This is a genomic window from Synechocystis salina LEGE 00031, assembly GCF_015207985.1.
Classification (GTDB): domain Bacteria; phylum Cyanobacteriota; class Cyanobacteriia; order Cyanobacteriales; family Microcystaceae; genus Synechocystis; species Synechocystis salina.
This window is the reverse complement of record NZ_JADEVV010000055.1, coordinates 1-26283: the sequence shown is the minus strand read 5'-3', so window position 1 is coordinate 26283 and position 26283 is coordinate 1. Positions and strand designations below refer to the sequence as shown.

The following is a 26283-nucleotide window of genomic DNA, read 5'->3' as shown; positions in this document are numbered from 1 at the left end:
CGGCCGATATTTTTACTCCGTAGAGTTCCTCGATTTGTTCTTGGATATCGCGAGTGCTCATGCCACGGGCATATAACCCAAGGATTTTTTCATCTAGTCCCTGGATTCTTTTTTCTCGTTTCGGCACCAGTATTGGCTCAAAGTTACTTTTTCGGTCTCTGGGTACATTAATGGTCATTTCCCCCTGGGCACTCTGGATTGTCTTGTCAGAATAGCCATTACGGCTATTTGACTCTTCCTCATTTTGCTCCAAATAGTACTCCCTTTAGTGCCCGTTCTATCAGCCGTTTACCTAACTGCTTGAGCAGACCGTTCTCCCCCAGAATTTCTTCCGGGGTTGAATAATCCTTTAACAGTTCATCCATTAATTTATCGGCTACAGTATCCTCTTTTTTCTTCCTTGCCATCATTGCCTCCTTGCTGAAATGGGTTAATTTGTATTTTTGCTTTTACACAAATTAATTTACAGTCCCAGCCCTTAACGTGCAGAGGTTACTACACAACTGGTTCCGTCCTCATGGAAGTCTGGAGAAAAATACCACTCCGGCTATGGCCATGGGCTTTATTGACCGCCCTGTCGAAATTGCAGAAATCCTTAATTCTAGAGGCTTCTGCCAATTCACTCCTTAAAAGGACAGTGCCTGCCGGTGGGGATCGGGCCGTTGGTGGTAATAACGGTAGCGGCGATAATCTCGCAAAATTTGCCCGTGGTCAAAACAAACCGGATCGGGAAATTCCCACAGATCAAAAAAGCCGACGGTTTTGGCATCGTCCGCAGCTTGGGGTCTGCCGGTGGCTGCCGCCAGGAATACTACGCTGAGGGTATGTTGCCGGGGATCCCTGCGGGGGTCCGAGTAGGCATAAAACATTTCAATTAACTGCACATCCAGGGAAATTTCTTCCTTAGCTTCCCGCAGAGCTGCCGCTTCGAGGGTTTCTCCATAGTCCACAAAGCCTCCGGGCAGGGCCCAGCCGTGGGGCGGATTTTGCCGTTCAATTAATAAAATAGGCCGCCGGGGTTGATCAATCATTTCGATAATCAAATCCACCGTGGGAACGGGGTTACGAAAAGTCACAATTATGCCTGCTAATGGATAGAAATTAATTCAATAGGGTTAATACTTAACTATAATTTAGGTATTAGCTGAGTTTTCCCCGTCATTCAATTATCAATAAAAACAGAACTATAGTTCTCTCAGGAGAAGAGATAAGGCCTCTTACGACCGCCCCAGCTTTAGATACCTATCTTTACTTTATTCGAGGGGGTATCCAAAAATAAAATAAATGGTTGCAACAAAAAAAGTATCACAAATATCCCGTTTGGTCATTTGTGAGGATACGACTGAACGCATTTGGTTAAACGGTCGTTGAATCGGCGGAGGGGGTAAGCAAAAACAATTGCTGGCAAAGACAATGATTTCTAATCATCGTAGGCGATTCGGATTAATTTTAATTAATTTTGCCACACTTTCTTTTGTGGTGGCTTCCGTTGGGTTTTGGCTAAGCTACCGTCAACAAGTTAAGGAGACCAAGCGCATATTAGAATCGGTAAACTCCCATAGCTCAACGCTAATTGCTACTCTCAAAAACAATTTTGATCAAAAAAAAACCTTAGATATTCTCAATACTTACCATCAAAACCCAAGCCGTTTTCAGACAGAAGAAATTATCATCAGTAAAAAATCAGGGCAAACAATAGACTGCATATATTCCCGTCGTCAAGGCCATCCTAGTTGCGATCTTACTTTTGATCACAGTCTAACTAATCAAGATTGGGCAAAACCAATGAAGTTAGCCTTGGAAGGTCAGAAGGGCTCCGAAATACTCAAGGACTATAGGGGTAAAAAAGTGATTGCGGCCTATTCCCCAGTCGCCCCCTACAGTTGGGGAGTGGTCCACAAAGTCGATCTAAGCGAAATTCAAGCCCATTTTCTGAGGGGTTGGTGGATGGTAGCCATCGGTAGTTTCTTAATCAATGGCGTTGGCATCTTTTTATTTTTCCGCTTTACTTCCCGAAATTTATTAACATCGGAAGAGGTTGCTTCATATAAGCAACTCCAGGAAAAACTGAACCAAGATAAAGATTTTATAACCGCGGTAATTAATAATACCAATACATTAACAGTGGTGGTGGATAGTGAGCGTCGTATAATTGCGATTAATTTGCCCTGTCAAGAACTTTTCGGAATTACATTAGAAGCAGTGCAAGGGAAAACATTTGCAGAAGTATTTATCCCCCAATTTAATGCTGATTTTTCCGTTAGTATGATCACTGATTATCATGATTTTTCCCAAATTTATCTGACAAATGAAAGCGATTTAAAATCACCTACAAAATATATTGTTGAATGGCAAGAAATTCCCTTTATAAATCCCAACAACAAAATCAATTGCTATATTTTTAATGGCATTGAGATCACTGAAAAATATATCTATGAAAAATCCCTTTATGCTTCGGAGTCTCGCTTCAAAGCAATGTTTGATAAAGCGGCGATCGCCATTTTAGAAATAGATGGAAATCGTCAAATAATCAAGGCTAATAGGACAGCAGAAACCCTCTTCCATCACCCCAGAGGTGAAATGTTGGGGCATTTCTTAGACGAGTATGTAAGTCCGATGGATCTAGATAAAGAGTTGCATTTCTTTGGAGAACTAGTAACGAATAGTCGTAACTACTATCAAATGGACATTCAGTATATTAGTCAAAATAAATTAAGCTTTTGGGGGCAATCTATTTTCTCTGGCATTTTTGATAATAATAATCAGTTTGACTATGCCATTGTCATGATTCAGGATATTAGTAGTCAGCGTAATGCTGAGAAAGAAAAAATAAAGCTTGCAGAAAAAAATAAAAATCTCGTTAAAGCCCTGGGGGAAATCGTCTATTCCTACAATATTGTTGAAGATGTTATCGAATGGCAAGGCGGAGTAGAAAGTATCCTTGGTTATACTCCTGGGGAAATGGGAACTTCAACAGAGCAATGGCTAACATTGATTCATTCGGAGGATCGAGCTTCTATTGAAAATGAACTTAACCTAATCAAAGATAATCATACTAATTTTTTTGAAAAAGAATATCGGTTGCTTGCTAAATCTGGTCAGTTCATCTGGGTGGTGGACCGAGGGGTGACTATTTTTGATCAAGACAATACTTTGTTGAGAATTGAAGGAATATTAGCAGATATTACCGTGCGAAAAGAAGCTGAAGAATCCTTGCGTAAAACTAATGCAGAGCTCATACTATCTCTAAATAAATTGGCAGATTATAATCAGGATATTTTAAAAATCAATGAACTTAATGAATATTTGCAAACCTGTCATCGAACCCAAGAAATCTATGAAGTAGTGCCACATTTTCTGAAGATGCTTTTCCCTGACTGCAACGGCGCCATTTTTAAGATTGATCAAAAAAATCAATTGGTCACCAGTATTTTGGGATGGGGAGAAACATTAAGTGAAGAGTTATTTTCCGTCACTGACTGCTGGAGTTTACGTCAAAATCAGGTTACTAGCTATCCAAATACTACCCATCGTCCTCACTGCTCCCATCTTGACAGTAACGTTATGGCTTCCCTGTGCATTCCTTTAGTTTCCATGGAAAAAGGTCGAGGCTTACTGGTAATTACTAGTGCCAAAGATACAAATTTCACTGAAAATAAGAAACAGATTGCCATTGCTTTAGCAGAGAATATATCTTTGGCTCTAAGCAATCTTGAACTTAGGGAAATTTTAGAGTTTCAAAGTATTCGTGATTCCTTAACGGGTCTTTATAACCGTCATTATTGGGAAGAGTTTTTAAACAGAGAAATTGATTACGTCCAACGTTCTCAACGACCATTGGGGATAATCATGCTAGACCTGGATTATTTTAAGCAATTTAATGACAACTATGGCCATGGGGCTGGAGATGAATTATTGGTTGAAGTGGCTAGATTATTCCAAGATACTATCCGCAAGACCGATATTGCTTGTCGTTACGGAGGGGAAGAATTTTTAATTATTTTGCCCGATACATCTTTGCAAATGGCGACGGAAATTGCCGAAAGAATCCGAGTCAAAATTTCAGAAGTTTGTTTGCATTCTCAGGGTAAAGCTTTGTCATCAATAACGGCATCCTTTGGTGTCACTTGTTGCACGAATGCAGAAGCTAAATGTGAGTTGCTAGCTCGGGCGGATGCGGCACTATATCAGGCTAAACATGAGGGACGAAATCGGATAGTTAAAGTCTAATTTATGTCAATTTTTATAAAAATTAGTGATAGGTATTAGTGAAAATGGATGAAATAAATAATTATTTAAGTGCTATTTTGACGATGCAAAAGCCATTGTTAGCAACGATTGGCCAACCTGAAAAAATTCGTCAAGTTTTAGAATGCCTAGGGAAAACATTGGCAGCGGATCGGGTGTTTGTGGTGCAGTTGATTGCTCCTGAAACAAACGAGGGTCATTTTACCAAGCTGATTGAAGAGTGGTCACCCTCAAAAGTTTTACCTGGGGCACCCCTCAAGCTGAGTCGTACTGAGACCATTGAAGATTGCCTAGGGGATGATTTTCACCGTATTAGTCAGGGCCATTGCCTATTTTATGCCCAGAATCAACTAACAGCGTTGGGCATCTCAGCCAAGGGTAAAGCCTGTGCAACTTATCCTTTATTGATCGACGATCGCCTGTGGGGATATTTAGCCCTTGAACTTAAAGCAAGAAATACGTTGTTGCCGGAGGTTGCCCAACAATTGATCGAGTTAACGGCCAATAGCATTGCCCTAGAAAAAAAATATCAAAACCGGGAAGACATCGAGCTCCATTGTCAGCAGTGTCAACTATTTCATCACACCGTTTTTTCTCAGGCTGAAATTGGCTTGGCAAGGGTGGGCTTAGATGGTCGCTTTCAACATGTCAACAATAAGTTGTGTCAAATCGTTGGCTACCCAGAGAAAGAGCTAATGGCCCTCAGCTTTCAAGAGATTACCTACCCCGATGATCTCGGCGATGATTTGCACTATGTCCAACAATTATTAACGGGAAAAATTGAACGGTATTCCATGGAAAAACGCTACATCCGTTCAGATAAATCCCTAGTATGGATAAGTTTAGATGTGACCCTAATCCGGGATGCCAACGAAACCCCCGAGTATTTCATTTCAGCTATCCAAGATATCAGTTACCGGAAACAGATAGAAACTGGTCTAAGGGAAAAGGGCATAAGTTTCTATCAAGTTCTGAATCAATTACCCTATCCTGTGATTATCTATAATGCGGAGGGGGAAGTCTTATTTATTAACCAAACATGGACTACCGTCACGGGTTACCAGCACAGCGATATTCCCACCATTGATGCCTGGATAGCCAAAATAAAGGATTCGGAAAAAGTTAGGTTTCTAATTAAAGATGTTTTTGAAACGAAGAAGCAAACAAAGAAAAAACAAATTCGGGTGAGGACAAAAGCCGGTATTATTCGCATATGGGATTTTACTTCAACTAACCTAGGTCGCATTTTTAATCAGGATAATGTGGTGCTTGCCACTGCGGTGGACATGACAGAACAGATATCCGCTGAGTTTAAAATTAAGCTAGCTAACCAAAAATTATCCCATTCCGTCGCCTTACTAGAAAAAAATAAGCATCAAGCTAACTTACTTAATCATCTCAATTTACAGTTACAAACCTGCCAATCCCTGTCTGAATCCCTATTAACCATTGAAGCCGTTGGCGGAGAACTATTGGAAAGTCGTCAAGGTTTTTTGGCGATCGCCGATGTCGAAGGAGAGAAACTTACAACCCTAATTCGCTGGGGTGATGGCTTAAACGTTAAAGACAATTTTAGTCCCCAATCCTGTTGGGGAGTCCGGCGGGGTAAACGCCATTTTATGTCGGATCCAAGCCAGGGCATTTGCTGTCACCATTTTCAGGCAGAAAAAATAAGTATTCCCTACTATTGTGAACCACTAATAAACAATAATATCTTACTGGGAATATTGGGTGTTTCTCTGCTTGCAACGGAGACGATTGTTACAGACCTTTCAGAACAATCATGGGAATTGGATTTTCTCGGAGAACTATTAGCATTGTCCCTATCAAATTTGAGATTTCGGCAATTGGCAAAAGATAATCTCATCCATGATTCAGTGACAGGTTATCAAAATCGTAAGGCTCTTTTACAAATCTTAGCGCAGGAAAAAATCAAACAACATAATTCTACTGCTGCTTCACTGCCACCGTTCCTCACTATTTTAGGCATTGAGAAATTCAAGCAAGTTAATCAGCTACTTGGCTACGATGCTGGCAACAATTTACTGAAAAGTTTACTTGATGATCTCCGTTATTGCTTAGATCCTCAATCACAAATCTTCCGTTACGAGGGTATGGTATTTGTGATTTTATCTCCGGAAGAAATCAAAGAAAGTCTAGTTAATATAATCGACTCCAAGTGGAAAAAGTTAAAGCAGCAAAACAAAGAACTTATGGAAATTGATTTGCACATCTGGACTGAGACTATTCTTCTTACACCTGAAAAAAATCAATCAGTTGATCATTCCATTCAAAAAATCATTACTTTCATGAGCCAAAGAAATCTACAGTAATCGTTCGACTTGGAATATAAAGACATGGAATCTTTACAATTTTGATACCAAACTTTCCCATAAAATAGCCCTATAATCAATAATTATTTGACTGCAAAAAAATATGAATATTTGGTGCTCTATCGAAGAAATTTAGATGGATAAGCCCTCGAAAAATGCTATAGTTCTTGGCTTTAATACCACTGTTAACAGCGAAGTCATGGCCATTGTTTGCACATTCTCTATTCCCGTTGGCCAGTAATTTCCACTAAACTGGTTTGCCCTGTCCAGGCTAAACGGCGATCGCTTCAAAAATCATCAAAACGATCTATTAAAAAGCCGATGAAACGGTAATTTTTCCAGCCATATCCTGAGCTGGCTTATCGGCAAGTTTAGATTCTTAAAGAAGACAAAGATATACCCGTTAGAGTGGTAGGATAGTGGTGTGCGATCCTGTACAAATAAATCGTGTCTATCTGACATGGCTTTAGATGATCAGTCTTTTATCTACAAACAAAATGACTTAAAGCCTTGCTGTGAGAAAGACACTTGCCAGGATAAACCCCCTATAAAATGAGCGTTGCGGCTGTTGTGTGTGCGTCAAGTGGATTCGGAATTTAGTTTATTTTCATTTAGACCTTGGTAATTTAGCCCAATCAATAATATGCCCTAGCTTGTAATGAAACCTCTGTTTACCAAAGTATTGTCTGGGCTTCAATCTCGACTAAGTATCGTGGTTATAACTGGCTTACTTGGTGGTACAGGAATCTATGTTATTTACAGCATGGGCCGCTTGCTCAACTTGACCCATCAGCTTTACCATCACCCCTTCGCTGTCAATGTCACCGTTGAAGGGATCAAGGCGGATATTTTTGCCATGCACCGTTCCATGAAGGATGTGGTCTTGGCTGATTCCTCCGCAGAACTTAATCAGGCTGTTCAACAGGTGGATACTCTAGAAGCAAACGCCCTAGACCGGTTTGATATAGTCCGGAATGGTCTCCACGGCGATCGCCAAATAATCGACCAGACTGAGCAAACTTTCATTAACTGGAAGCCCATCCGGGATCAAGTCATTGCGTTGCAACGAGCAGGTAGGACACGGGAAGCCGCAGCAATTACTAAAGGTCAGGGAGCTAATTACGTTGACAGATTGGTAAAACAAATGGATTCCGTAGAGGAAGTTGCCCAGAATCAGGCGCAGATTTCCCATAACCAAGCCCACCACACCTATATTCAGCTTCTTATTGTCTCGGTTATCCTACTTGTATCTACTGTCAGTTTGAGTGTGGTATGGACTCTCTGGCTCACCCACCTAATTAAACAACGCCGCTTTTCCCAAAACCGATTAGCTTTTCAATCTCGGCGATCGGAAGCCTTGCTGGAGTTACCCAAACACGCAGACCAGTTGAGTGAAGTTGCCTTTTTACAACGAGGGCAAGAATTTGCCGAAGAATTAACCGGCAGCAAAATTGCCTTCATTCATTTCGTCAACGACGATGAGCAAACCATTGAGCTAGTGGCATGGTCCCGGGCCACCCTTCAACATTATTGCCATGCCGTAGTTGACAGCCATTACCCAGTGGAACGGGCCGGAATTTGGGCCGACGCCCTACGTCAACGCCAGCCGGTGGTGATTAATGACTATGCAGCCCATCAGGGTAAAAAAGGATTACCGGAAGGCCATGCCCACCTGGAACGACTGATCAGTGTATCAGTTATAGATAACGGCAAAGTCGTCATGCTGACTGGAGTGGGGAATAAAGTTACCCCCTACACCGATCAAGATGTGGAAACGGTGCAATTAATCTCCAACGAAATTTGGCGCATTACCCAATCCCATCGCCTTTACGAGCAACTAAAGATAAGTGAGCGCCGCTATCGTCAAGCCCAATCCATTTCTAACATGGCTCATTGGGAGCTAGACCTGAAGAGTAATAATATTTACTGGTCTCCAGAAGTCTTTGAAATACTAGAGACCAATCCCGCCGATTTCCATGGCAGTCTGGACGATTATATTGCTATTGTTCATCCTGATGACCAAAAGGAAGTGGCTCAAAGGTATGACGATTTGCTCAAAAAACAAATTGATTTTAACTCTGTTCACCGCATTGTAACTGTTGGCGGTAAGGTTAAACACGTTCGAGAATATTGTGAAATAAACTACGATAATAAGGGTAATGGGATTAGCTCAGTCTGTGTTATCCAAGACATTACAGAACACACCCTAACTGTGGAAAAACTCAAAGAGTCAGCCGCCGTTTTTCGGAATACATCAGAGGGAATCATAGTCACCAATCTCGTCCCAGTCATTTTGGATGTTAATCAAGCATTCACTGAGATCACTGGCTACTCTGCCATTGAAGTGATTGGCGTTAATCCGAAAATACTACAGTCAGGCCAGCAAGATAGTGCTTTTTACAAGGCTCTTTGGCAAACGGTAAAGGAAAAAGGAAGCTGGCGGGGAGAATTGCTCAATCAGCGCAAGGACGGCAGTTTATATAACGAAAAACTTACCATTGATACCCTCTACGATTCCCAGAACCAACCCATTGGTTATGTTGGGATCTTTTCTGATATCAGTGGCCAAAAGAAAACCGAGCAACAATTAACATTTTTAGCCCACAATGATTCTCTGACAGGGTTAGCCAATCGCTTTAGTCTTCAACAGCATCTTGAAAATGCAGTGCTAAAGGCCCAGGCTGCGGATGGGAAACTTGCCGTTCTGTTTATCGACCTGGATCGATTTAAACAGATCAATGATACCTTTGGTCATGTTATGGGCGATAGATTGCTTCAAGAGGTGGCTAAACGCTTACAACAGGTGGTTCGGGGGAGTGATTTTACCGCTCGGATTAGTGGTGATGAGTTTGTCCTGGTACTTGATCGAATAGACTCCTTAGACCAAATTGATGATGTAGCCAATCAAATTTCCCAACGGATTTTTTCTCCATCTTTTATTTTAGAGTCCCAGACAATTTATATTACCGGTAGCATTGGTATATCCTTATTCCCCCCAGATGGAATCACCGCAGATATCTTGATCCGCAATGCTGATATTGCGATGTATCAGGCTAAACAAAAGGGACGTAATCGTCATTGCTTTTACGACAGTGCCATGGCTAGTCAAGCCTCCAATGCCTTGAAGATTGAAAATGCCCTGAGAGAAGCTGTCAAACAGCCAGCATTTCGGGTGGTTTATCAGCCAAAATATGATCTCCAACAACGGCGATGGCGGGGGACAGAGGCCCTGATTCGTTGGCAACACCCTACACTGGGAAATGTACCACCAGCCCAATTTATTCCCGTTGCAGAGCAAAGCGACCTCATCCTTCATATTGGTGGTTGGGTATTAAATGAAGCGTGTCGGCAGGGCAAAATTTGGTTGGACCAGGGCGTTGACTTTGATAAGATTGCGGTCAATGTGGCGGGGCTTCAATTACTCCAACCTGATTTTATTAATGTGGTGAAAACAGTCTTGCAATCCGTCGGGTTTGACCCTAAACATCTAGAACTAGAAGTGACAGAGGGATTCATTATGCAACACCCGAGTAGCCAAATTAAACAGTTGCAACAGCTTCAGGATATGGGGATTTCGATCGCCATTGATGATTTTGGTACGGGTTATTCCTCCCTGAGTTATCTGAAGCGTTTACCCATTAATACCCTAAAAATTGACCGCGCTTTTGTGGATGGCATCCCCCATGATGCTGATGATGTGGCGATCAGCAGAGCGATTTTGACCCTCGGCAAAAGTATGGGATTGTTGATCGTAGCGGAGGGGGTAGAAACCAAAGCCCATGCAGAATTTTTAAGAGCAGAGGGTTGTGATATAGCCCAGGGCTATTTTTATTCAAGGCCAATACCACCGAGCGAATTACCCGATGTATTCCAGTCGGCATCTCCAGGCTAAGCAGAAGAAAGAAGACAAGGGAAAAAGGAACGATCTAGAAAACAATTGGAAGGGTTTGTTTTTTCTCCTTCTATCAATTGAGTTTAGTGGAGGACACGTCTAGTTGTTGGCTTCAGAACCACTGGCAACGGGCAATGCACAGTCACCATTGGCACACATTCCCTTTTCCCTCTGGGCTAAAATTTCCGCCAAGCTCGGCCGTCCTGTCCAGCTCAAACGGCGATCGGCCCAAAAGTCGTAAATCCTGTCCACCAAGGGGCCAATGATAGGCCAACTGGTGGGAGCATACAGCCAACCAATACCCAGCACTTCGTACACTTCCCGAAAAACCGCCACGTTTTTGATCACCGTCCCGTCGGCCTTCACAGCATGGATGCGGGCCATGGCATCCTCAAAACTAACATCGCCATGGTCTTGGGGATTGTAATCCGGCTGGGCAATGTCCACAAAATTAACCAAGCCCCGGCCCCGGTCTTTGCTACGGAGAAAATTCACTTCCCTCAGGCAAAGGGGGCATTCACCGTCGTATAAAAGTTCAATTTGCCAATTTTTCACCGAATTTACTCCCCTAGGGTCAAAATTTCCACCCCATTTTCTGTGACGGCAATGGTGTGCTCAAACTGGGCGGAGAGCTTGCCATCCTTAGTGATAGCAGTCCAGCCGTCATCTAGTAGCACCGCTTCCCAGGTGCCTTCATTGATCATGGGCTCAATGGTAAATACCATCCCTGGACGTAGTCTTTTGCCCTTACCTGCTTTGCCATAATGGGGAATTTGGGGGGCGGTATGGAAAATTTTACTAATGCCGTGGCCGACAAAATCCCGAACCACGGAAAATCCCTGGGCTTCGGCATGCTTTTGGATCGCCGCTCCAATATCACCAATTTTGCCGCCTGGTTTAACGGCTTCGATGCCTAGTTGTAGACATTCTTCGGTGACTTTGACCAGTTTTTCTGCCACTGGGCTGGGGGTACCAACAAAAAAGGTTCGGGAACAGTCGCCATGGTAGCCGTCCAGGATAGGAGTAACGTCAACGTTGATGATGTCTCCTTCCTGCAACACCCGTTTGCGGTGGGGGATGCCATGGCAGATAACTTCGTTGATGCTGGTGCAAATGGATTTTGGGAAACCGTTATAACCAAGGGGGGCGCTGATGGCTCCGTGGGCTTTTGTCCATTTTTCCGCTTCGTCGTTGAGATCTAGGGTGGTTATGCCCGGTTGCACCATTGGTGCTAGGTGATCGAGTAGGGCCGCCGCTAGTTGGCCCGCCTGCCGCATTTTTTCTATTTCTCGGCGGGAAAGGAGGGTAATAGTGTCGCCCATTGATAATGCTTACTCTTACTGTAAAAAATCAAAAGATATTGCTGGTTGTACTTTAAGTTTAACCAAAACTTCGACTGAGTTCACTCTCCCATGGCAGGGACGTGATGTTCAAGGGGTAAGTGGAAAGGCAGACTTACAAGGGTTCATCATCAAGGAGGACTCTGATGGAGGTAATAGCGGTTCAGTGCTTCCAATAGTTGGTCAATGTGCCCTGGGGAATGGGTGGCCATGACTGAAAAACGCAGTCGGCTGTGGGGAACGGTGGGGGGACGAATGGCCGGAGCAAAAATTCCTTGGTCTCGCAAATACTTGGCCATTTCCAGAGCGTTGGCTGGGTTGGCGGCTCCTACCCAGAGGATGGGGGCATTGCTTGGCGATCGCCGAAAGTTTGATTTGACTAAACGTTCTAATCCTTTGGCTAGGTAATCAACGTTGTGCTGGAGTTGGGCAACCCGTTCTGGTTCCCGTTGGATGAGTTCGATGGCGGCCAGGGCGGCGGCGGTGTCGGCGGGGGAAAGGCCGGTGGTGTAAATCCAGGTAGCAGCTCGATTCCGCAGAAAATCAATTAGGGCAGTACTGCCAGCAACGTATCCCCCCAAACTCCCCAAGGCCTTGCTGAGGGTTCCCACCTGAATCCAATCTCCCACTGGTAACTGAAAATGCTCCCGGCAGCCCGTTCCAGTTTTTCCCATAGTGCCAGTGCCATGGGCATCATCCACTAGCAACATACTTTCAAACCGCTCGGCGATCGGCACTAATTGGGGTAGGGGACATAGATCGCCATCCATACTGAACACGCCATCACTAAGGATCAAACAACGGCGGTGATGGTCTCGATGTTGCACCAACAGATCGGTCAAAACTTCCGGGCACCCATGGTCATAGTTAATTACCTTGGCTCCACTCAACTGTGCTCCCCGCTTCAGGCTGGAATGATTGTATTCATCCGCTAAAATTAAATCCCGCTTACCCACCAACGCCGTGATGGTGCCCAAATTAGCCAAATAGCCAGAGCTGAACACCAAAGCGGCTTCCGTCCCCTTCCACTGGGCAATGGCCTGTTCCAATTGTTCATGGAACTGACGATGGCCACTCAACAACCTCGATCCCGTACTCCCCGTCCCCCACTCGGCGATCGCCTTAGTGGCCGCTGTTTTTAGGTGAGGATGGCTAGCCAAGCCAAGATAATCATTACTAGCAAAGTTAATTAGCCGTTGCCCCTCCAACTCAATTTTTGGCCCTGGCCCCTGGGTAATTATTTGAGGATGGCGATACCAATGGGCCCGCTGAATGGTTTCTAGAGCATCTTCTAGCCAAGTGTAGGCAGTGGAACCAATAGCCATAAACTTCAAACCGAATAAAACAACCCCCCCAACCATTATCTAGCGGGGGGAGTTCTTTTCTTTTTTTTTAATGGCGGGAGGCGGATTTGAACCACCGACCTTCGGGTTATGCTTACCAACTACAGTTTTCACTGCCTGACTATGTCAGTTTGTGGTCTGGACTTTCCCTTCACCCTCAGCTTTTCTGTTAGGGTGTCTCCCATCAAGTCTCTACACCTTCCCAGAAACATCGAGTGTTTCCAGGTTTGGCTCGGGATTACCATTTGAAAGGCTTCCCCGAATTTGAGAGATAATCACGCAGAAGTTTCCTTTTGCGCAGCCCCTTTTTGCAAGATGAGATGCCAAGCCTCTCGGTAATCGAACGACCTTGGTTTTCTCTGACGTTTATCAGTTTCGACTAAGTGAATCTCACTACCGTAACTAATAAAGACATCAACCGGAAAGACATAGAACAGGTCAAGCTCTTCAATGTAGGCAACAGCGAAATCAAAGTCATTCTCACTATAAGGAGATCTAACGATATTCCGTCTATTTGTCCTTGTCCTGCGATTGTCAACAACATAATTGCCAGTCTTTTCGCCGAACCAGGAGCTTTTAACCTGCACCTTCAGAAGGACTCCTTCGACATCGAAGACCAAATCGTAAGAAAGACGGTCTCCCAATGGCTTCAGAACCCCCCAACCAAGCTTCAAAGCATGAAGAATGGTGGCCTGCTCTGCAATGTCACCCTTAAGCTTAGTGCTCATGGTTTACATCTTGCGACTTGAGCCCGACGAGCTACCAGACTGCTCTATCCCGCGTCGCTTCAAACATCATAACTGATGGGGGAGATTTTTGCCAAACTTTATTTTCTCAACAAGTTTGCTTCACAATTAAGCCCTCTAATCTTTATTCTGAAACAACTAGAGAGCTAAACGTTGAGAGGATTGTTTGTTAGATAACTAACTCAGTCCCTGCCGCACTGGGCATATTTTGGTGGAAAACGTATTGAGTACCGTTCATGATCCAGGCGACATTCCAATTTTGGCTAGGATAGGTAGCTAAAATATCTGTCTTGCCGTCCCCATTGACGTCGGCGGTGCCGGTAATGCGCCAATCTGGCCCCCAGCTCGGCAAAATTTCCGTGGACAGCAATTGTCCGTTGCCCCCCATGAGGTGCACTGCATTCCAACCAAAGTCTATATTCCTGACCAGGACATCGACGTTCCCATCACCGTTCATGTCGCCAGCAGCCATTGCTTCCCAGCGGGGCCAGAAAGAAGCTGATGTATAACCTCCATAGGTGATGCCATACATATCCCAAATGGCATTCCAACCATTAGAAGGATTGCTGACTAAAATGTCGGTATTGCCATTACCGTTAAAGTCCCCGGTATCTTGAATAACCCAGTCTGTGCCCCAAGACGGTAAACCGGCCACCCAGGAAACCTGTCCTTGGTTCATTACCCAAAGGGCGTTGTAGCCCGTGCTAGGTTGGGTGACGACAATGTCTAACTGACCGTCACGGTTAAAATCCCCTGTGGTTATTGGTTTCCAGCCCTGCCAACTAGGCAATGTAAAAGTTCCGTCCAGAACTCCACCTTTGACTAGCCAACCTTCATTGCTATTACGCCAACCCTGATGGGCTATTCCAAATAATGTCGGTGGCAACTTGGCTTGGAAAATTTCATAATCAGCACCATCCCAACCACGCCAGGCAATGTTGGATCCGGAAATTACAGGTTCGATGTCATTGACGTTGTTATTTGTGATTTGGAATGACCTTGAACCGTCATAGTACATGATCTCGTAATCATTACCATCCCAGCTTTGCCAAACGACCTGACCGCCGGATAGATTCGGTATTTGATCTATACGGCTATGACCGGTCAATCGGGTGATAGTGGAGCCGTTGTAAAGATAAACGGAAGTGCCATTACTGCCATTGGATCCCTCTTGCCAAACCGCATTGTTACCGTCAATTTGCAGATAATTGAGTGATGAAACCCCCGTAGCTATGGTGGTAGTACTAGAACCATTGTAAAAAATAAGGGAACTTCCCTCTCGCCAAACTATGTTGTTGCCAGAAACGGCAGGAGAAAATTCACTGACACGATTGTTAGTTATTCGTTGAGTAGAAATGCCGTTGTAGCGATAGACTTCATCATTACTCGTTCCTGATGGTTGTGCTGTCCAAACTACGTTATTTCCAGAAATATTAGGCAGACCATTACTACCGTTGCCGCCGTTGAAACTAGTGTTGTCCGGTGTGATATCGCGAGTTATAAATCCATCATAGAAAAAGATCCTACGATTGCTAGAAGTTCCTTGTCTCCATGTCACATTGCTACCAGAAATATTGTGATTATTACTATTGTTGGAGTCAGGAACACGGACGGTGCGAAAGCCATTAAATAACAATAAACTGTCATTTTCTTGCCAAACTACATTATTGCCACTAACTTCAGGATCACGGCCAATCGAGGAAAGAAGCCTTGTGGTGGAACCGTTATAGAGGTAAACTCCCCCCGCTCCATCCCAAGCAATGTTATTGCCAGAAATTCGAACATCAAAATCATTAGTATCATTACGAGTAATCTGGCTAATAGAGAATGAATACTGTTCTATTTCCTGGATTTCCCCGTTGATGATGACAACAGCTTTATCATCTTCTGCTCGGATGCGAGCCAAATCGTCGGAGCTTAACTCCTGTCCCAAAACTACAGCGGCAAAATGTTCCCCTTCATCGCCGGGGGTATCCACTGCATTCAATAAGCTATCAAGATAATGGCCATACTCTTCTAGAAAAACAGCTAACAGCAGACTAGTATTAGCAAGCTGTAGTAATTCGTGAGAAAGGTAAATGGTGCGATTGGTTCGAGCAAAGGCTCCCAAGGCTCCGTTAATCTGGGCGCTGTCAACAAGTTCGATTGCGGGTAATGAAGAAAAAGTCTCGTTACGCCAAGCATCGAGCAGAAGTGTAGTATCCACTCCTTCGCCAAAAACCTGTTGCAGGAGCATTTCCGAGTTATTGAGTTGAGCAAATGCCTGAAGCCGTGCCAAAGAAAGGCCAAAAACATCCGCAAGCAAGGGATTAATCACAGTCATAACAAAATCCTAGGTAGGAACAACTAAGCAAAAAAATATTGTTAAGGACGAAACAAGATAGACAAAACCCTATAGAGGAGTCAGGAAATATTCTGGTAAAGATATAAATTGCCTACAGAGTATATAGGTCGTCCCAGGATTCTAAGCAAAAATACGTAAAACTCTGATCTCGGTGCTTTCCGTGGTCTAGCAGAATTATACCACTGGAGAAAATCCTAGCGAACATAATCACCGTAAAATCTTGTCCAAAACCCAGCGAAAGAACTCTGTGAATGAATTAGCAGCAATAAATCAAGCAGTGACAGCCACCCCACTTAGGCCATTGCCGTAATGCTCTTCACTCTATTTAGCTAAAATTGCACAACCCAGCACCGAGAAAGTTAAGTAATGTAACAATGAAGAGTCAAAAGTAAACATGGCACAAAAACCTGAAATCCAGTTGTAGCCAGTTCTTATCTAAAAAATCAATCCTCTAAACAGGCAAGAAATCAGGTTCAGAGTCCAAGCCGTAGTAATCTCTGTCTACAAATCTCTGTTCACAGATGCCAAAAGCTGTTGATTCGTCTAGAGTGGCAGTCTTCGTGATCACAAACTTATGAATTTCTCTGTTGTGGAGTTCATCAGCCAACTTCTGGCGAATAAAATGCCGGTAGTTAATGGCAAACATTGGTCGAGCAAGATAGGCCTTATTCCAACCACATAAAACCATTGACAACTTAAAAGGATTTTGATTCAAAAAAATGAATAGTGCTTCTGCCAACTGTGGATAAATGGGATTAAAAAAATCATCCAGGACTATGATGCCGTCGTCTGACAGTAGTTCTTCACACAATTCAAGGTCATTGATCACAGCCCTGCCTGTGTGTTCACCATCAATATGAAGCCAACGACAAGTAGAACGTAAATCACCAAGGGAGTTAACTGTTACTCGATAAGAAGGTTGCTGAATGTAAATCCCTCTGGTGCCCAGAATGGGAGCAAGGTTGACTTCTGCATCTTCAATATGGCGGGTGCAATCGATCAGGACAAATTCTTCTGTTTCTTTGAGGTGGAGGGATGACATCAAAGCTGACAGACCTTTATAAACCCCAATTTCCAACATATTGCCATGGATACCATGGGTATTTTGGAAACTTAGCAAAGCATCCCAGAGGGCCGCACTCTGTTCCAGAAAAAAACCAGGAATTTCCCCCTGCAATTGCTTAAATTCACCTAGCTTCGAGAGATACGAATAATTGTCTTGGATTGATAACATAGGAACGTCGGTAGTCGGTGGAACTCTGGATAACTTTGTTGATTATGACTACTGACGAGTTTTTTTGCTCCATTTAAGGAAAAGCTACACCGCAAAATAAGTGGCGGGCATAATTGCATTACACCACTTTAAAGCCTGGCTAAAGATTTCGTAATCTTGGAAAAAGAAAACGTTGCCCCAAGAATTTTCCAAGGAATAGTCAGAGTTGCAGTAATAACTAACTTCGTGTTGCCCCCAAATGCGATAAATGACGATATGCCAGCGGTAGTCTCTTTGCCTCATAGCTGGCACCAGATCCGCTAGATGGTTCATGGCTCCGGTCTGCCCAAAGGGGAAAGTGGGATCCCAAAATTCCGCTAACACCACTGGATAACGAAAATCTCCCATGCCCTTAATAACTTCTAGATCAAAACCCTCTGCGTCAATTTTGACTAAGCCAATATCATCAGGCAGGATTCCAGCTTCATGCAAACTAGCAATGGTTTTGACTTCCACCGCAATGCTGTCTTGGAAGGCCAAGCCTTCAGTGAGGGAATGGCGAGTTAAACTGCTGTAGAAACTGGCATCATCAAAAATTTTATCTTCTGTCTGATCCACCACTAGATGTAAACTCCTGGTTTCATTGGCGGATCCTAGGGCGTAACCAAGGGCATGGAAATTGCTATTTTGTCCCAATCTTTCTTGTAATTGAGCTAGTACTGGGGGAAAAGGTTCAAAGGCATAAACTTCGTAGCCAGTCTGTAATAATCTAGCGGAGACATCGCCTCGGTTGGCTCCCACATCGATCGCCCGTCGGTGGGGAAGACAGGAATACAGATAAACCATTAACTCGATGTCGATCGCCTGGAAATAGCTGGGGTCGGTGATTACTTTAAATTTCTGATCATGGACATCAGCGGCAATCTGGGCTAAGTTCTCCTGGACAAAAACAGTCTGGGCTTGATTTTCTTCTTGCAATTTCAAAAACTGACCGGTTAATAACTTCTGATAACTTTCAGCTTCCCCTCTGATATTTTTAAATTCTTGGTGGATATAACCATTGCTTCTTTCAGATTCCTCTCTAATTTTTTTAAATTCTTGGTGTACCAGTTGATCACTTCTTAGAGCTTCTTCTCTGATTTTTTTAAATTCTTGATAAATATTCTCGATTTCTATGCGATGTTCTGCCATCATCCTCTCGAAGATTACCTGCCGCTCTTGACCAGTCTCTATCAAGTATTGCAATGTCTTAACCTGGTCTAGGGAAGACTTGATTAAGAAGATTTGGCTCTCCATGATTTGATTAGCATTTTGAGTCTGTTGCTCTGTAAATGCTCCAATGGCCTGGCGATTCTGTAGGCTGACATCTTTGACGTAATTCGTTGCTTCTCGGAGGTAGTCTAATTTTTCCAGTACAAGATCCTTCAAGGATTTGATTCGTTGGATGGCGCGGTTGTTTTTTAGCAATTGCTTGAGCATTAGATGACAGAAAGATGGAGAGTAGTATCAGCAAAAAAGATAAACTAGAGACATTATTTGAGTAAAATAAGTCAAAACGAACTAGATTTTACGACTGGTTTCAGGCATTAACAAATCCTGACGGATGAACACCACTTCTTTCTGCAATAGGGTACCATCAATGGGCGATCGCCATTCGCCAGTTTCGTCGTAATAGCGGAAACCCAATTGTTCCAGGAGATTGAGCATCTCTAAAAAGACCAGGGCATTTTCGTCGTAGCGGACATAGGAAAGTTCTGCCACCACTAAATCCACTTGCTCGAGGAAATTTTTTGCCCCCGCCAATACAATATGTTCGGCGCACTGCACATCAAGTTTGAGAATACCCCGCCCTTGGAGATTTTCTTCCTCAGCCACCTGGTCTAGGGTTTTAACCGCCACTGTCACCGTTTCATAGTCCCGAAAGTCTGCTGGGGTGAGCAGGGAACTGCCATAGAGGTCGGGGGAAACCTGAAAACTGAGCTGCCTTGATTGGTTAGAAACGGCAATCTCGAGGAATTTGGCCTGGGGAATATTCTTCAGGTAATAGTTGCGGGCGGCCTGTTCATAGCGATTAATCAGAGGATCAATCAAAATAAACCGGGCTCCGGGAAAAAGTTGACTGGCGGTATGGGACCAAATGCCATGGGACGCCCCCACATCCATGACAAAATCAGGACGGTAATGGTTGACATCTAAGCGACGCATCACTTGATACACCTGGGCGTAATCTTTATAGATCAGGCTGGGTACTGGAGGTTCAATGAAATGCACTAAGTCAATCGGCGATCGCTGGAAGAGGGATTCAAAGCGGTCATCGGCGGCCTGTCCTTCAGCCAGGGAGTCCCAAATCCAACTATCAATATTTTTATCTCCAAATTTTTCCGCCACGGCTACGGCATTTTCCCTAAGAACTCTTTGACGTTTGGAGTCTAACACTTCGACTACAGCGGCCCCAAAGCTCTCTGGGGTATAGTCACAAACCACCCCAATCTGAAAACGATGAATAAAACTAGCGGCGGAGGTTTTTGGGCTCCCCATCAAAATTACCGGGGTGTTGGATGTGGCCAGGGCAAACAAGATCCGTCCAGGTAAGCTTAGCTGGGAAAATTGGGGTTGATCATCCCGCTCATCCATGGTGCCATAGGGAACCACAATGAAAGGATATTCCTGCAGTTTTTCCACCAATTTATCTTCGGGTAATAGTCCTTGGGGATAAATACCTTTAGCTTGTAAATCTTCATTAGATTCTGTCAGCCAATAATATTTAGAGTTGCCATACCAATCTAACTGCACACCAGCTTTCTTCATACTGTGGCAGAGGTCAGAAAACCATTGTTGGCTCCAGATACTGCCTAACAGAGCGCCCCGTTTTTGTTCACAGTTGTCTGAAGTGGGTTGAAAAGTTTCCGTTTTAATTAACCCATGGGGAACCACCGCTGGCAAAATCCAAAATTTTAAACCAAATTTATTTTCATAGGCATCCCGCAGTTCTGGATGGGTGGCAAAGCGCACATCTGCCTTTTGCAAAAATTCCTCCATGAGGGCATCGGAAATATTATTAACTGTTACATTCTGATCGTCCATAATCCAAATACCCATTGGCGCTCCAAATAATTCCTTAATGGCGATCGCCGTCAGCACATCGGCAGTACTATAGGGGACACAAAAGATCCGACTAACTTGGTGGTCAGCGAAAATATGAGTAATATTGGTGAAAATATCCTTACGAGTCCAGCCATAATGGGGAAAATGATAGGATTGAACACCAAAGCAATGGTCTCCTCCATAGTCATTATTCACACGCACAGAAATAATTTGACTATCATCAGCAAAAACTCGGCGTATCAAGGCTCCCGTACCATGGCGAGGGGTAACCTCATTTAGGGTGATAACCACGCTGGCATCGGCGACCTTGACTAAATTTTGGATTTTTTGAAAACGATAATCTCTGGGGTGACCTTGGGATAAAGAATCCCACATCCATTGAGCCACACCATCAACACTGAGATTTTGTCCTAAAAGTAGCGATTGACGCCGCATATTCTTCTGATTATCTATTTGTAGAATTTCATTTAATTTTTGGGAAAATTCCAGGGGTCGATAACTACTAACTAAACCCAAACCATTACTTACGATAAAATCACCAATCACACTTTCAGGATTTCCTAAAGCCAAGATTGGTAGATTGGCGGCGGCGGTGATTAAACAAAGAAGATAAGATAAACTCAGACTAGTTGATTTTGGGTTATTGCCATGGTTGTCAAAACTTTCCGTAGGGATCACAGCAAAGTTGGCAGAACGCATTAGAATAACCAACTCATCTTCTGATATTTTTCCTTTAAAATTAATTCCATCCTTTGCTATTTCTTCTTCTTTAAACATCAGTAACTGGCGATTAGGATCACCATACCAATCCAGTTCTATGCCTGCAGAACTACAAAGCTTACGTAATTTATCTAAGTATTCTTGACTCCAATTATCACCAGCAGTGATCCCTTTACTTTCCGCTAGATTATGGTCATCAATATTCGGAGCTTCAGTTTTAATTATTCTTCTCTCTATTACCGGAGGAAAAAACCAAAATTTACGATTAAATCTACTGCCATAGGTTTCACATAATTGTGGAGATCCCCCCAAACAAAGATTTGCTTGATTAAACAATTTCCAGGCTAACTCTTTTTCTTTATTATTAAAAGAAATAAACGCGTCCTCTATTATTAGTACACACAAAGGACTGTTGTAAAGACGTTTAACTGCCAATCCTAAATAATAGTCTTCAGGACAGCAGGGAATACAGAGAAGGCGCCGAGGAATATAGTGATCTAATTGACGTACTATCTGTGTAGACAGAATCTCCCCAGACTCAAAATATAAATCGCCAGAAGAAAGCTTAAGTGTATTAGTGCTAAAATCGAAGGTGTTTTTAAGGACAGTTTTAATGTTATGGGAATTATTGATTTCGCAATAACCCGCAATTAAGTCAATTTCTTTGAATTTTATACTTCGTTCAAGAGCTAACAACGCCCCAAGCAATTCCTGTTGTAAGTTGTAAAAATTGTTGGAAATTTCAGACATTGATAGGCTAAAGTAATTAGGGCGACTAAACCTTCAAAAACTAGACATTCTTCACCTATTTCGGCGACAAGGAGAATAGGACCCCCTATCTGTAGTAATCCTATCTTCTTCCGATATTAAGTGCATCTAGCCACAGGTCACAAGAGTGTATTGAGACCATTGTAAGCGACTTCTTGCAACCACTACCATGCCCCATAATATTTTATTAGTTTCCCATTCTGACTTTCCCGCCAATAGTGCAGTGCATGTTCATCATTATGCAAATGAATTAGTAAAGCTTGGGTGTGATTGTGTTGTTGCCGTCCCCTATAATCAAGATTCAGTCAAGGAAATGCCTAATTGTTTGTATTCAGTGGTTGACTACAACCACATGGAGCAACTGCCCAGTAAATTTGAAAATGGTTTTCCTCCTCAAATTGTTCATTGTTGGACTCCTCGGGAACATGTGAGAAAGTTTTGCTGCCAACTATCAGTCCAATATGATATTGCCCTTATTATTCATTTAGAAGATAACGAAGAATGCGTAACTAGTCGATTCCTGGGAATATCTCTGGATAATTTTGATACCCATGCAGAAAGGCTTTTACCCCATAATCTCTCCCATCCTCGAAAATACAAGGATTTTCTAAATACAGCTGATGGAGTCACAATTATCATTGAAAAGCTTAAGGATTTTATTGAGCCTAACATCTCCTATTTAAATCTTTTTCCCGGTGTTGATTCCCTAGAATTTTATCCCCGTCTCCCCGATTTAGATCTGCTCAAAAAACTAGAAATTAGCGAGAAATCGACAATCATTTGTTATACCGGGAATGTACACTTAGCTAACCAAGAAGAGGTAAGAGAACTTTACCTAGCTATCGGTACCAGAAATCGGGCTGGAAAAAAAACAGTGCTAATAAGAACTGGTATAGATAATAACCTAGACTTTTTAGGTGAGAATGATTTATGGGTTAAAGAATATGTCAGGGAAATGGGATGGGTAAAGAGAGCAGAAATCCCTTCGATTTTATCCATTGCAGATATATTAGTACAGCCTGGAGGACCAGATGAGTTTAACGATTATCGTTTCCCATCCAAAATACCGGAGTTCCTCGCTATGGGAAAACCTGTTATACTTCCTAGGACAAATATTGCCAACCATCTTACTCACCTTGTCAACTCCTTTATTTTGTCAGATGTTAATTGCTATTCCCTAGTTGAGACCATTGATTTTTTGATGGATAATCCAGAGATTCGTTCAAAAATAATTCAAGGTGGCCTTGAATATGCTAAAAATCATCTAGACTGGGGTAAAAATTCCGAGAAACTGCTAGAGTTTTATGACTCTGTCATCTCTGTGTCCTGTAGTGGCGATGAAAAACATAAACTAAATCAAAGATTCAAATTGTTAATTGATGACTATCAACAAGCGAATACTGTGAAACTAAATTTACTAAACGAAAATCTGAATAACAAAAATCAGTATATACAAAATCAAGAATATCAAATCAGTGAACTTCTGTCATCTAAACAACTCCTGGAATCAGAGATAAACGCTATGCGTAGTAGTAAGTTTTGGAAGCTAAGGGAATTATGGTTTGGTATTAAGGAAAAACTTCTCTAAACTGTCTAATGTCAGTTTAATTTCTCAAAACTGCTATTATTTCCCCAACAAACGACACTTTTTGTATCACTCTATGAATAGTCAAAAAAGCTCGAATGATTTAAATAACAAAGTACATGTTTTTACTAGCTGTACGAGTTGCTATATCCCCAAGGCAAGGGTGCTAGCTGAATCAGTCAAAAAATTCCATGATTCAATTACATTTCATTTAGTTTTGTCTGATAAATTACCTGATTTTTTTGATTTACAAGATGAATATTTTGATTCGGTAATTTTTATAGAAAGCCTTGATATAGATAATTTTCCTCAATGGACTTTTAAGCATTCAGTAGTAGAAATGTGTACAGCAGTAAAACCATTGGCCTTCCGTAAAATTTTCTCGACTTATAGTGAGTGTCAAAAGATTATATTTTTGGATCCTGACACAGCTATTTTTTCTAGCTTAGATGGCTTATTAGATCATCTGGAAGAAAACAGTATCTTGCTGACACCTCATCAACTTGAGCCAGAGAAAACAGAGGAGAAAATTAGGGATAATGAGCTAGCTATTCTTAGACACGGGATCTTCAACCTTGGTTTTATTGGTGTTAAAGCTAGTCCAGAAGGTCATAAATTTATAGATTGGTGGTCTGACAGATGCCTTAATTTATGCTTTATTGATCCGGCCAATGGTATTTACACCGACCAGCGTTGGATAGACCTTGTCCCATCTTACTTTGAAGACTTTTATGTTATTCGAGATCCGGGATGTAATGTCGCTAACTGGAATTTAAGTAATCGAGTTTTAACAGGTGATGTTAACACTGAAATTTTTGTTAACCAGTCCCCTTTAGTTTTTTATCATTTTTCTAGTTCCCAGAGCATTATGTCGGATAAGCACGATGTCGTTAATGATGTTTCGGGCTCATTATTACAATGGTATCAAAAAAAATATATAGATATGGAAAGTCTAAAATATGGCAATCTAGAGTCCTTTTATAATTTCTTTGACAACGGCGAATCAATTTCTAACCAGGCGAGAATTTTGTACCGTTACAGCAAAAAACTACAAGAACTTTTCCCAAATCCCTATGACACTAAAACCCAAAAGCGTTCATTTTTTGAATGGTTGCAACTCAACAATTCTATCCAGCACGACATAGGCAGTCTATACCTTGGCGATTTAGAGCATGTAAACCATCACGAAAAAATCTCTGCCCTAAGTAAAAATATTGATTTGCTAAGGGGGGAAATTAATATCGTTACAGCCGAGATGGCTGCCATGGAATCCAGTAAATTTTGGAAACTGCGCACTGCATGGTTTGCCCTCAAAAGTATCTTCAAAGGAGAATAAGCTCAAGTTTTAGGTAGGCTAACTGCTCACTCTCTCGTTCATCCCAACCATTAACAGCCATTGGAATTTATGTAAGTCATTAAACAAAACCCTCATTTTCAGAGGGTTTTAGAGATAATTTCTAAAGTAAAAATCAAGAAGTAATACGGGAAAGCGTAATCCGAATGAGGGCGCCGTAAATCATGACTTCACTGATTTCGGTATAAAGTTCATAATCCTTGCTCAATCTTCGATAGCAATTTAACCAAACAAAAGTACGCTCTACCACCCAACGCTTGGCTAAAACTTCAAATTCTTTGGAGGAACGCTTGACGACCTCGAGCCGTACTGATTCTCCACACACTTGCCCTATTGCCCGAGCAAAATTTTTCCCGCAATGGCCCTGGTCTAAGTAAATCACTTCCAGTGAGGATAAATGTTGACGCAACTCATCACAAATCACTACCGCTCCCAAGCGCTCTGAAGCATTAACTTCCGTTACTAATAATCCTAAAATAAAACCCTGGGAATCCACTACGATGTGCCGTTTACATCCTTTAACTTTCTTGTCACCGTCAAAACCATAGATCTCCCACTTTTTTCCGTTGTTTTAACGGATTGGGAGTCAGCCATTGCCACACTGGAGTTGGAAACTCTTCCCGTCTTTTATCTCGCTTCTTTACGTAATTCATCATGAATCCTTTGCCAGATACTCTTCTTTTGCCACTTGTGAAAATATTTATACACTGTCTGATGGGGTGGAAAATCATGGGGGAGCATCTCCCACTGGCATCCTGTGCGCTGTACATAGAAGATAGCATTGATAATTTCTCGCAGGTATACCTCTCTGGGACACCCAAATCCCTTATATGCCAGTAGCTTGGGCTCGATTATCTCCCACTCTTCATCACTCATCTCACTCGCATATGGCTTACGTTTCATATTGGCTACATTGGGTAAACTGCTCATCTACAACACTCAATTTTTACCACTCCACCATAAAAACTAAATTTCATCTCTCCCCTCTTTTTTATATTTTCTTTAGACATGACTTCTTAAATCTCACCGCTGACGTGCATTAAAAATACAACAAGCAATTACCAGCATTTTAAGGTCAGTCAATATTTTGTCTTTGGGTACAGCAGAGGCAGAACAAGCTGCTCAAAATTATTTAATCTTGAAAAATTAAATAGCATTGCTATACCCCTCTTTCATCAAAATGGGTGAATTAGAATGGAGATAAAAGGCTGGAAAGCTTGGAGGGAGTATGACGAAGGTAAGAGAAGCGAAAAAGACAGTACAATGTGTAGACACGTATAGTGAACTGTATA

Annotated in this window: 14 protein-coding genes and 2 pseudogenes; 5 read left to right on the top strand and 11 right to left on the bottom strand. The window is 42.5% G+C overall.

Annotated features, from left to right (window positions below; all coding sequences use genetic code 11):
* A pseudogene (locus tag IQ217_RS19065) lies at positions 1-407 on the bottom strand (transposase); the annotation flags it as partial.
* A 219-nt stretch (positions 408-626) separates the two neighbouring features.
* The gene (locus tag IQ217_RS15720; protein WP_194020673.1) at positions 627-1076 is read right to left on the bottom strand and encodes an NUDIX domain-containing protein; all 450 of its coding nucleotides are present in this window, start codon (positions 1074-1076) and stop codon (positions 627-629) included.
* A gap of 337 nt (positions 1077-1413) precedes the next feature.
* Here IQ217_RS15720 and IQ217_RS15715 point away from each other — a divergent pair, with 337 nt between their 5' ends.
* The 3 genes from IQ217_RS15715 (at position 1414) to IQ217_RS15705 (ending at position 10473) form a co-directional block, all read left to right on the top strand.
* A complete protein-coding gene (locus IQ217_RS15715) occupies positions 1414-4230 on the top strand; it encodes a diguanylate cyclase (protein ID WP_194020672.1) in 2817 nt (938 codons plus the stop codon).
* 83 nt (positions 4231-4313) lie between these two features.
* Complete coding sequence (locus tag IQ217_RS15710) at positions 4314-6581, top strand: PAS domain S-box protein (RefSeq protein ID WP_194020671.1); 2268 nt, start codon at positions 4314-4316, stop codon at positions 6579-6581.
* Positions 6582-7293: 712 nt separating this feature from the next.
* Positions 7294-10473 carry an EAL domain-containing protein gene (locus tag IQ217_RS15705; RefSeq protein ID WP_194020670.1) on the top strand — a complete coding sequence of 1060 codons (3180 nt, stop codon included), beginning with the start codon at positions 7294-7296 and terminating at the stop codon, positions 10471-10473.
* Between the two features lie 99 nt (positions 10474-10572).
* Here IQ217_RS15705 and IQ217_RS15700 read toward each other — a convergent pair whose 3' ends face one another.
* The 8 genes from IQ217_RS15700 to IQ217_RS15665 all read right to left on the bottom strand — a co-directional run bounded on the left by IQ217_RS15700 (position 10573) and on the right by IQ217_RS15665 (position 22034).
* Positions 10573-11028 (bottom strand): DCC1-like thiol-disulfide oxidoreductase family protein, encoded by a 456-nt coding sequence (locus IQ217_RS15700; RefSeq protein ID WP_194020669.1) that lies wholly within the window; start codon positions 11026-11028, stop codon positions 10573-10575.
* 5 nt (positions 11029-11033) lie between these two features.
* The gene (map, locus tag IQ217_RS15695) at positions 11034-11795 is read right to left on the bottom strand and encodes a type I methionyl aminopeptidase (protein WP_190597414.1); all 762 of its coding nucleotides are present in this window, start codon (positions 11793-11795) and stop codon (positions 11034-11036) included.
* A 149-nt stretch (positions 11796-11944) separates the two neighbouring features.
* The gene (bioF, locus tag IQ217_RS15690; RefSeq protein ID WP_194020668.1) at positions 11945-13138 is read right to left on the bottom strand and encodes an 8-amino-7-oxononanoate synthase; all 1194 of its coding nucleotides are present in this window, start codon (positions 13136-13138) and stop codon (positions 11945-11947) included.
* 293 nt (positions 13139-13431) lie between these two features.
* Positions 13432-13884, bottom strand: coding sequence for a group I intron-associated PD-(D/E)XK endonuclease (locus tag IQ217_RS15685; protein ID WP_194020667.1), 453 nt, complete (start codon positions 13882-13884; stop codon positions 13432-13434).
* Between the two features lie 187 nt (positions 13885-14071).
* Entirely contained in the window at positions 14072-16225 is a 2154-nt protein-coding gene (locus IQ217_RS15680) for an FG-GAP repeat domain-containing protein (RefSeq protein ID WP_194020666.1), read from the bottom strand.
* Positions 16226-16697: 472 nt separating this feature from the next.
* Positions 16698-17480 (bottom strand): class I SAM-dependent methyltransferase, encoded by a 783-nt coding sequence (locus tag IQ217_RS15675; protein WP_194020665.1) that lies wholly within the window; start codon positions 17478-17480, stop codon positions 16698-16700.
* Positions 17481-17564: 84 nt separating this feature from the next.
* Complete coding sequence (locus IQ217_RS15670; protein ID WP_228024173.1) at positions 17565-18887, bottom strand: FkbM family methyltransferase; 1323 nt, start codon at positions 18885-18887, stop codon at positions 17565-17567.
* A gap of 132 nt (positions 18888-19019) precedes the next feature.
* Entirely contained in the window at positions 19020-22034 is a 3015-nt protein-coding gene (locus IQ217_RS15665) for an FkbM family methyltransferase (protein ID WP_194020663.1), read from the bottom strand.
* A 187-nt stretch (positions 22035-22221) separates the two neighbouring features.
* Here IQ217_RS15665 and IQ217_RS15660 point away from each other — a divergent pair, with 187 nt between their 5' ends.
* Both IQ217_RS15660 and IQ217_RS15655 read left to right on the top strand, forming a co-directional pair.
* Positions 22222-23640 (top strand): glycosyltransferase, encoded by a 1419-nt coding sequence (locus IQ217_RS15660; RefSeq protein ID WP_194020662.1) that lies wholly within the window; start codon positions 22222-22224, stop codon positions 23638-23640.
* Positions 23641-23713: 73 nt separating this feature from the next.
* Positions 23714-24973 carry a glycosyltransferase gene (locus IQ217_RS15655; protein ID WP_194020661.1) on the top strand — a complete coding sequence of 420 codons (1260 nt, stop codon included), beginning with the start codon at positions 23714-23716 and terminating at the stop codon, positions 24971-24973.
* A 133-nt stretch (positions 24974-25106) separates the two neighbouring features.
* Here IQ217_RS15655 and IQ217_RS15650 read toward each other — a convergent pair.
* A pseudogene (locus IQ217_RS15650) lies at positions 25107-25894 on the bottom strand (IS5 family transposase).
* Between the last annotated feature and the right edge of the window lie 389 nt (positions 25895-26283).

Bases quoted from the DNA above. Each gene is read 5' to 3' on its own strand.
- IQ217_RS15715 (WP_194020672.1), top strand. From the start codon at position 1,414: ATGATTTCTAATCATCGTAGGCGATTCGGATTAATTTTAATTAATTTT.
- IQ217_RS15710 (WP_194020671.1), top strand. From the start codon at position 4,314: ATGCAAAAGCCATTGTTAGCAACGATTGGCCAACCTGAAAAAATTCGT.
- map (WP_190597414.1), bottom strand. From the start codon at position 11,795: ATGGGCGACACTATTACCCTCCTTTCCCGCCGAGAAATAGAAAAAATG.
- bioF (WP_194020668.1), bottom strand. From the start codon at position 13,138: ATGGCTATTGGTTCCACTGCCTACACTTGGCTAGAAGATGCTCTAGAA.
- IQ217_RS15685 (WP_194020667.1), bottom strand. From the start codon at position 13,884: ATGAGCACTAAGCTTAAGGGTGACATTGCAGAGCAGGCCACCATTCTT.
- IQ217_RS15680 (WP_194020666.1), bottom strand. From the start codon at position 16,225: ATGACTGTGATTAATCCCTTGCTTGCGGATGTTTTTGGCCTTTCTTTG.
- IQ217_RS15675 (WP_194020665.1), bottom strand. From the start codon at position 17,480: ATGTTATCAATCCAAGACAATTATTCGTATCTCTCGAAGCTAGGTGAA.
- IQ217_RS15665 (WP_194020663.1), bottom strand. From the start codon at position 22,034: ATGTCTGAAATTTCCAACAATTTTTACAACTTACAACAGGAATTGCTT.
- IQ217_RS15660 (WP_194020662.1), top strand. From the start codon at position 22,222: ATGCCCCATAATATTTTATTAGTTTCCCATTCTGACTTTCCCGCCAAT.
- IQ217_RS15655 (WP_194020661.1), top strand. From the start codon at position 23,714: ATGAATAGTCAAAAAAGCTCGAATGATTTAAATAACAAAGTACATGTT.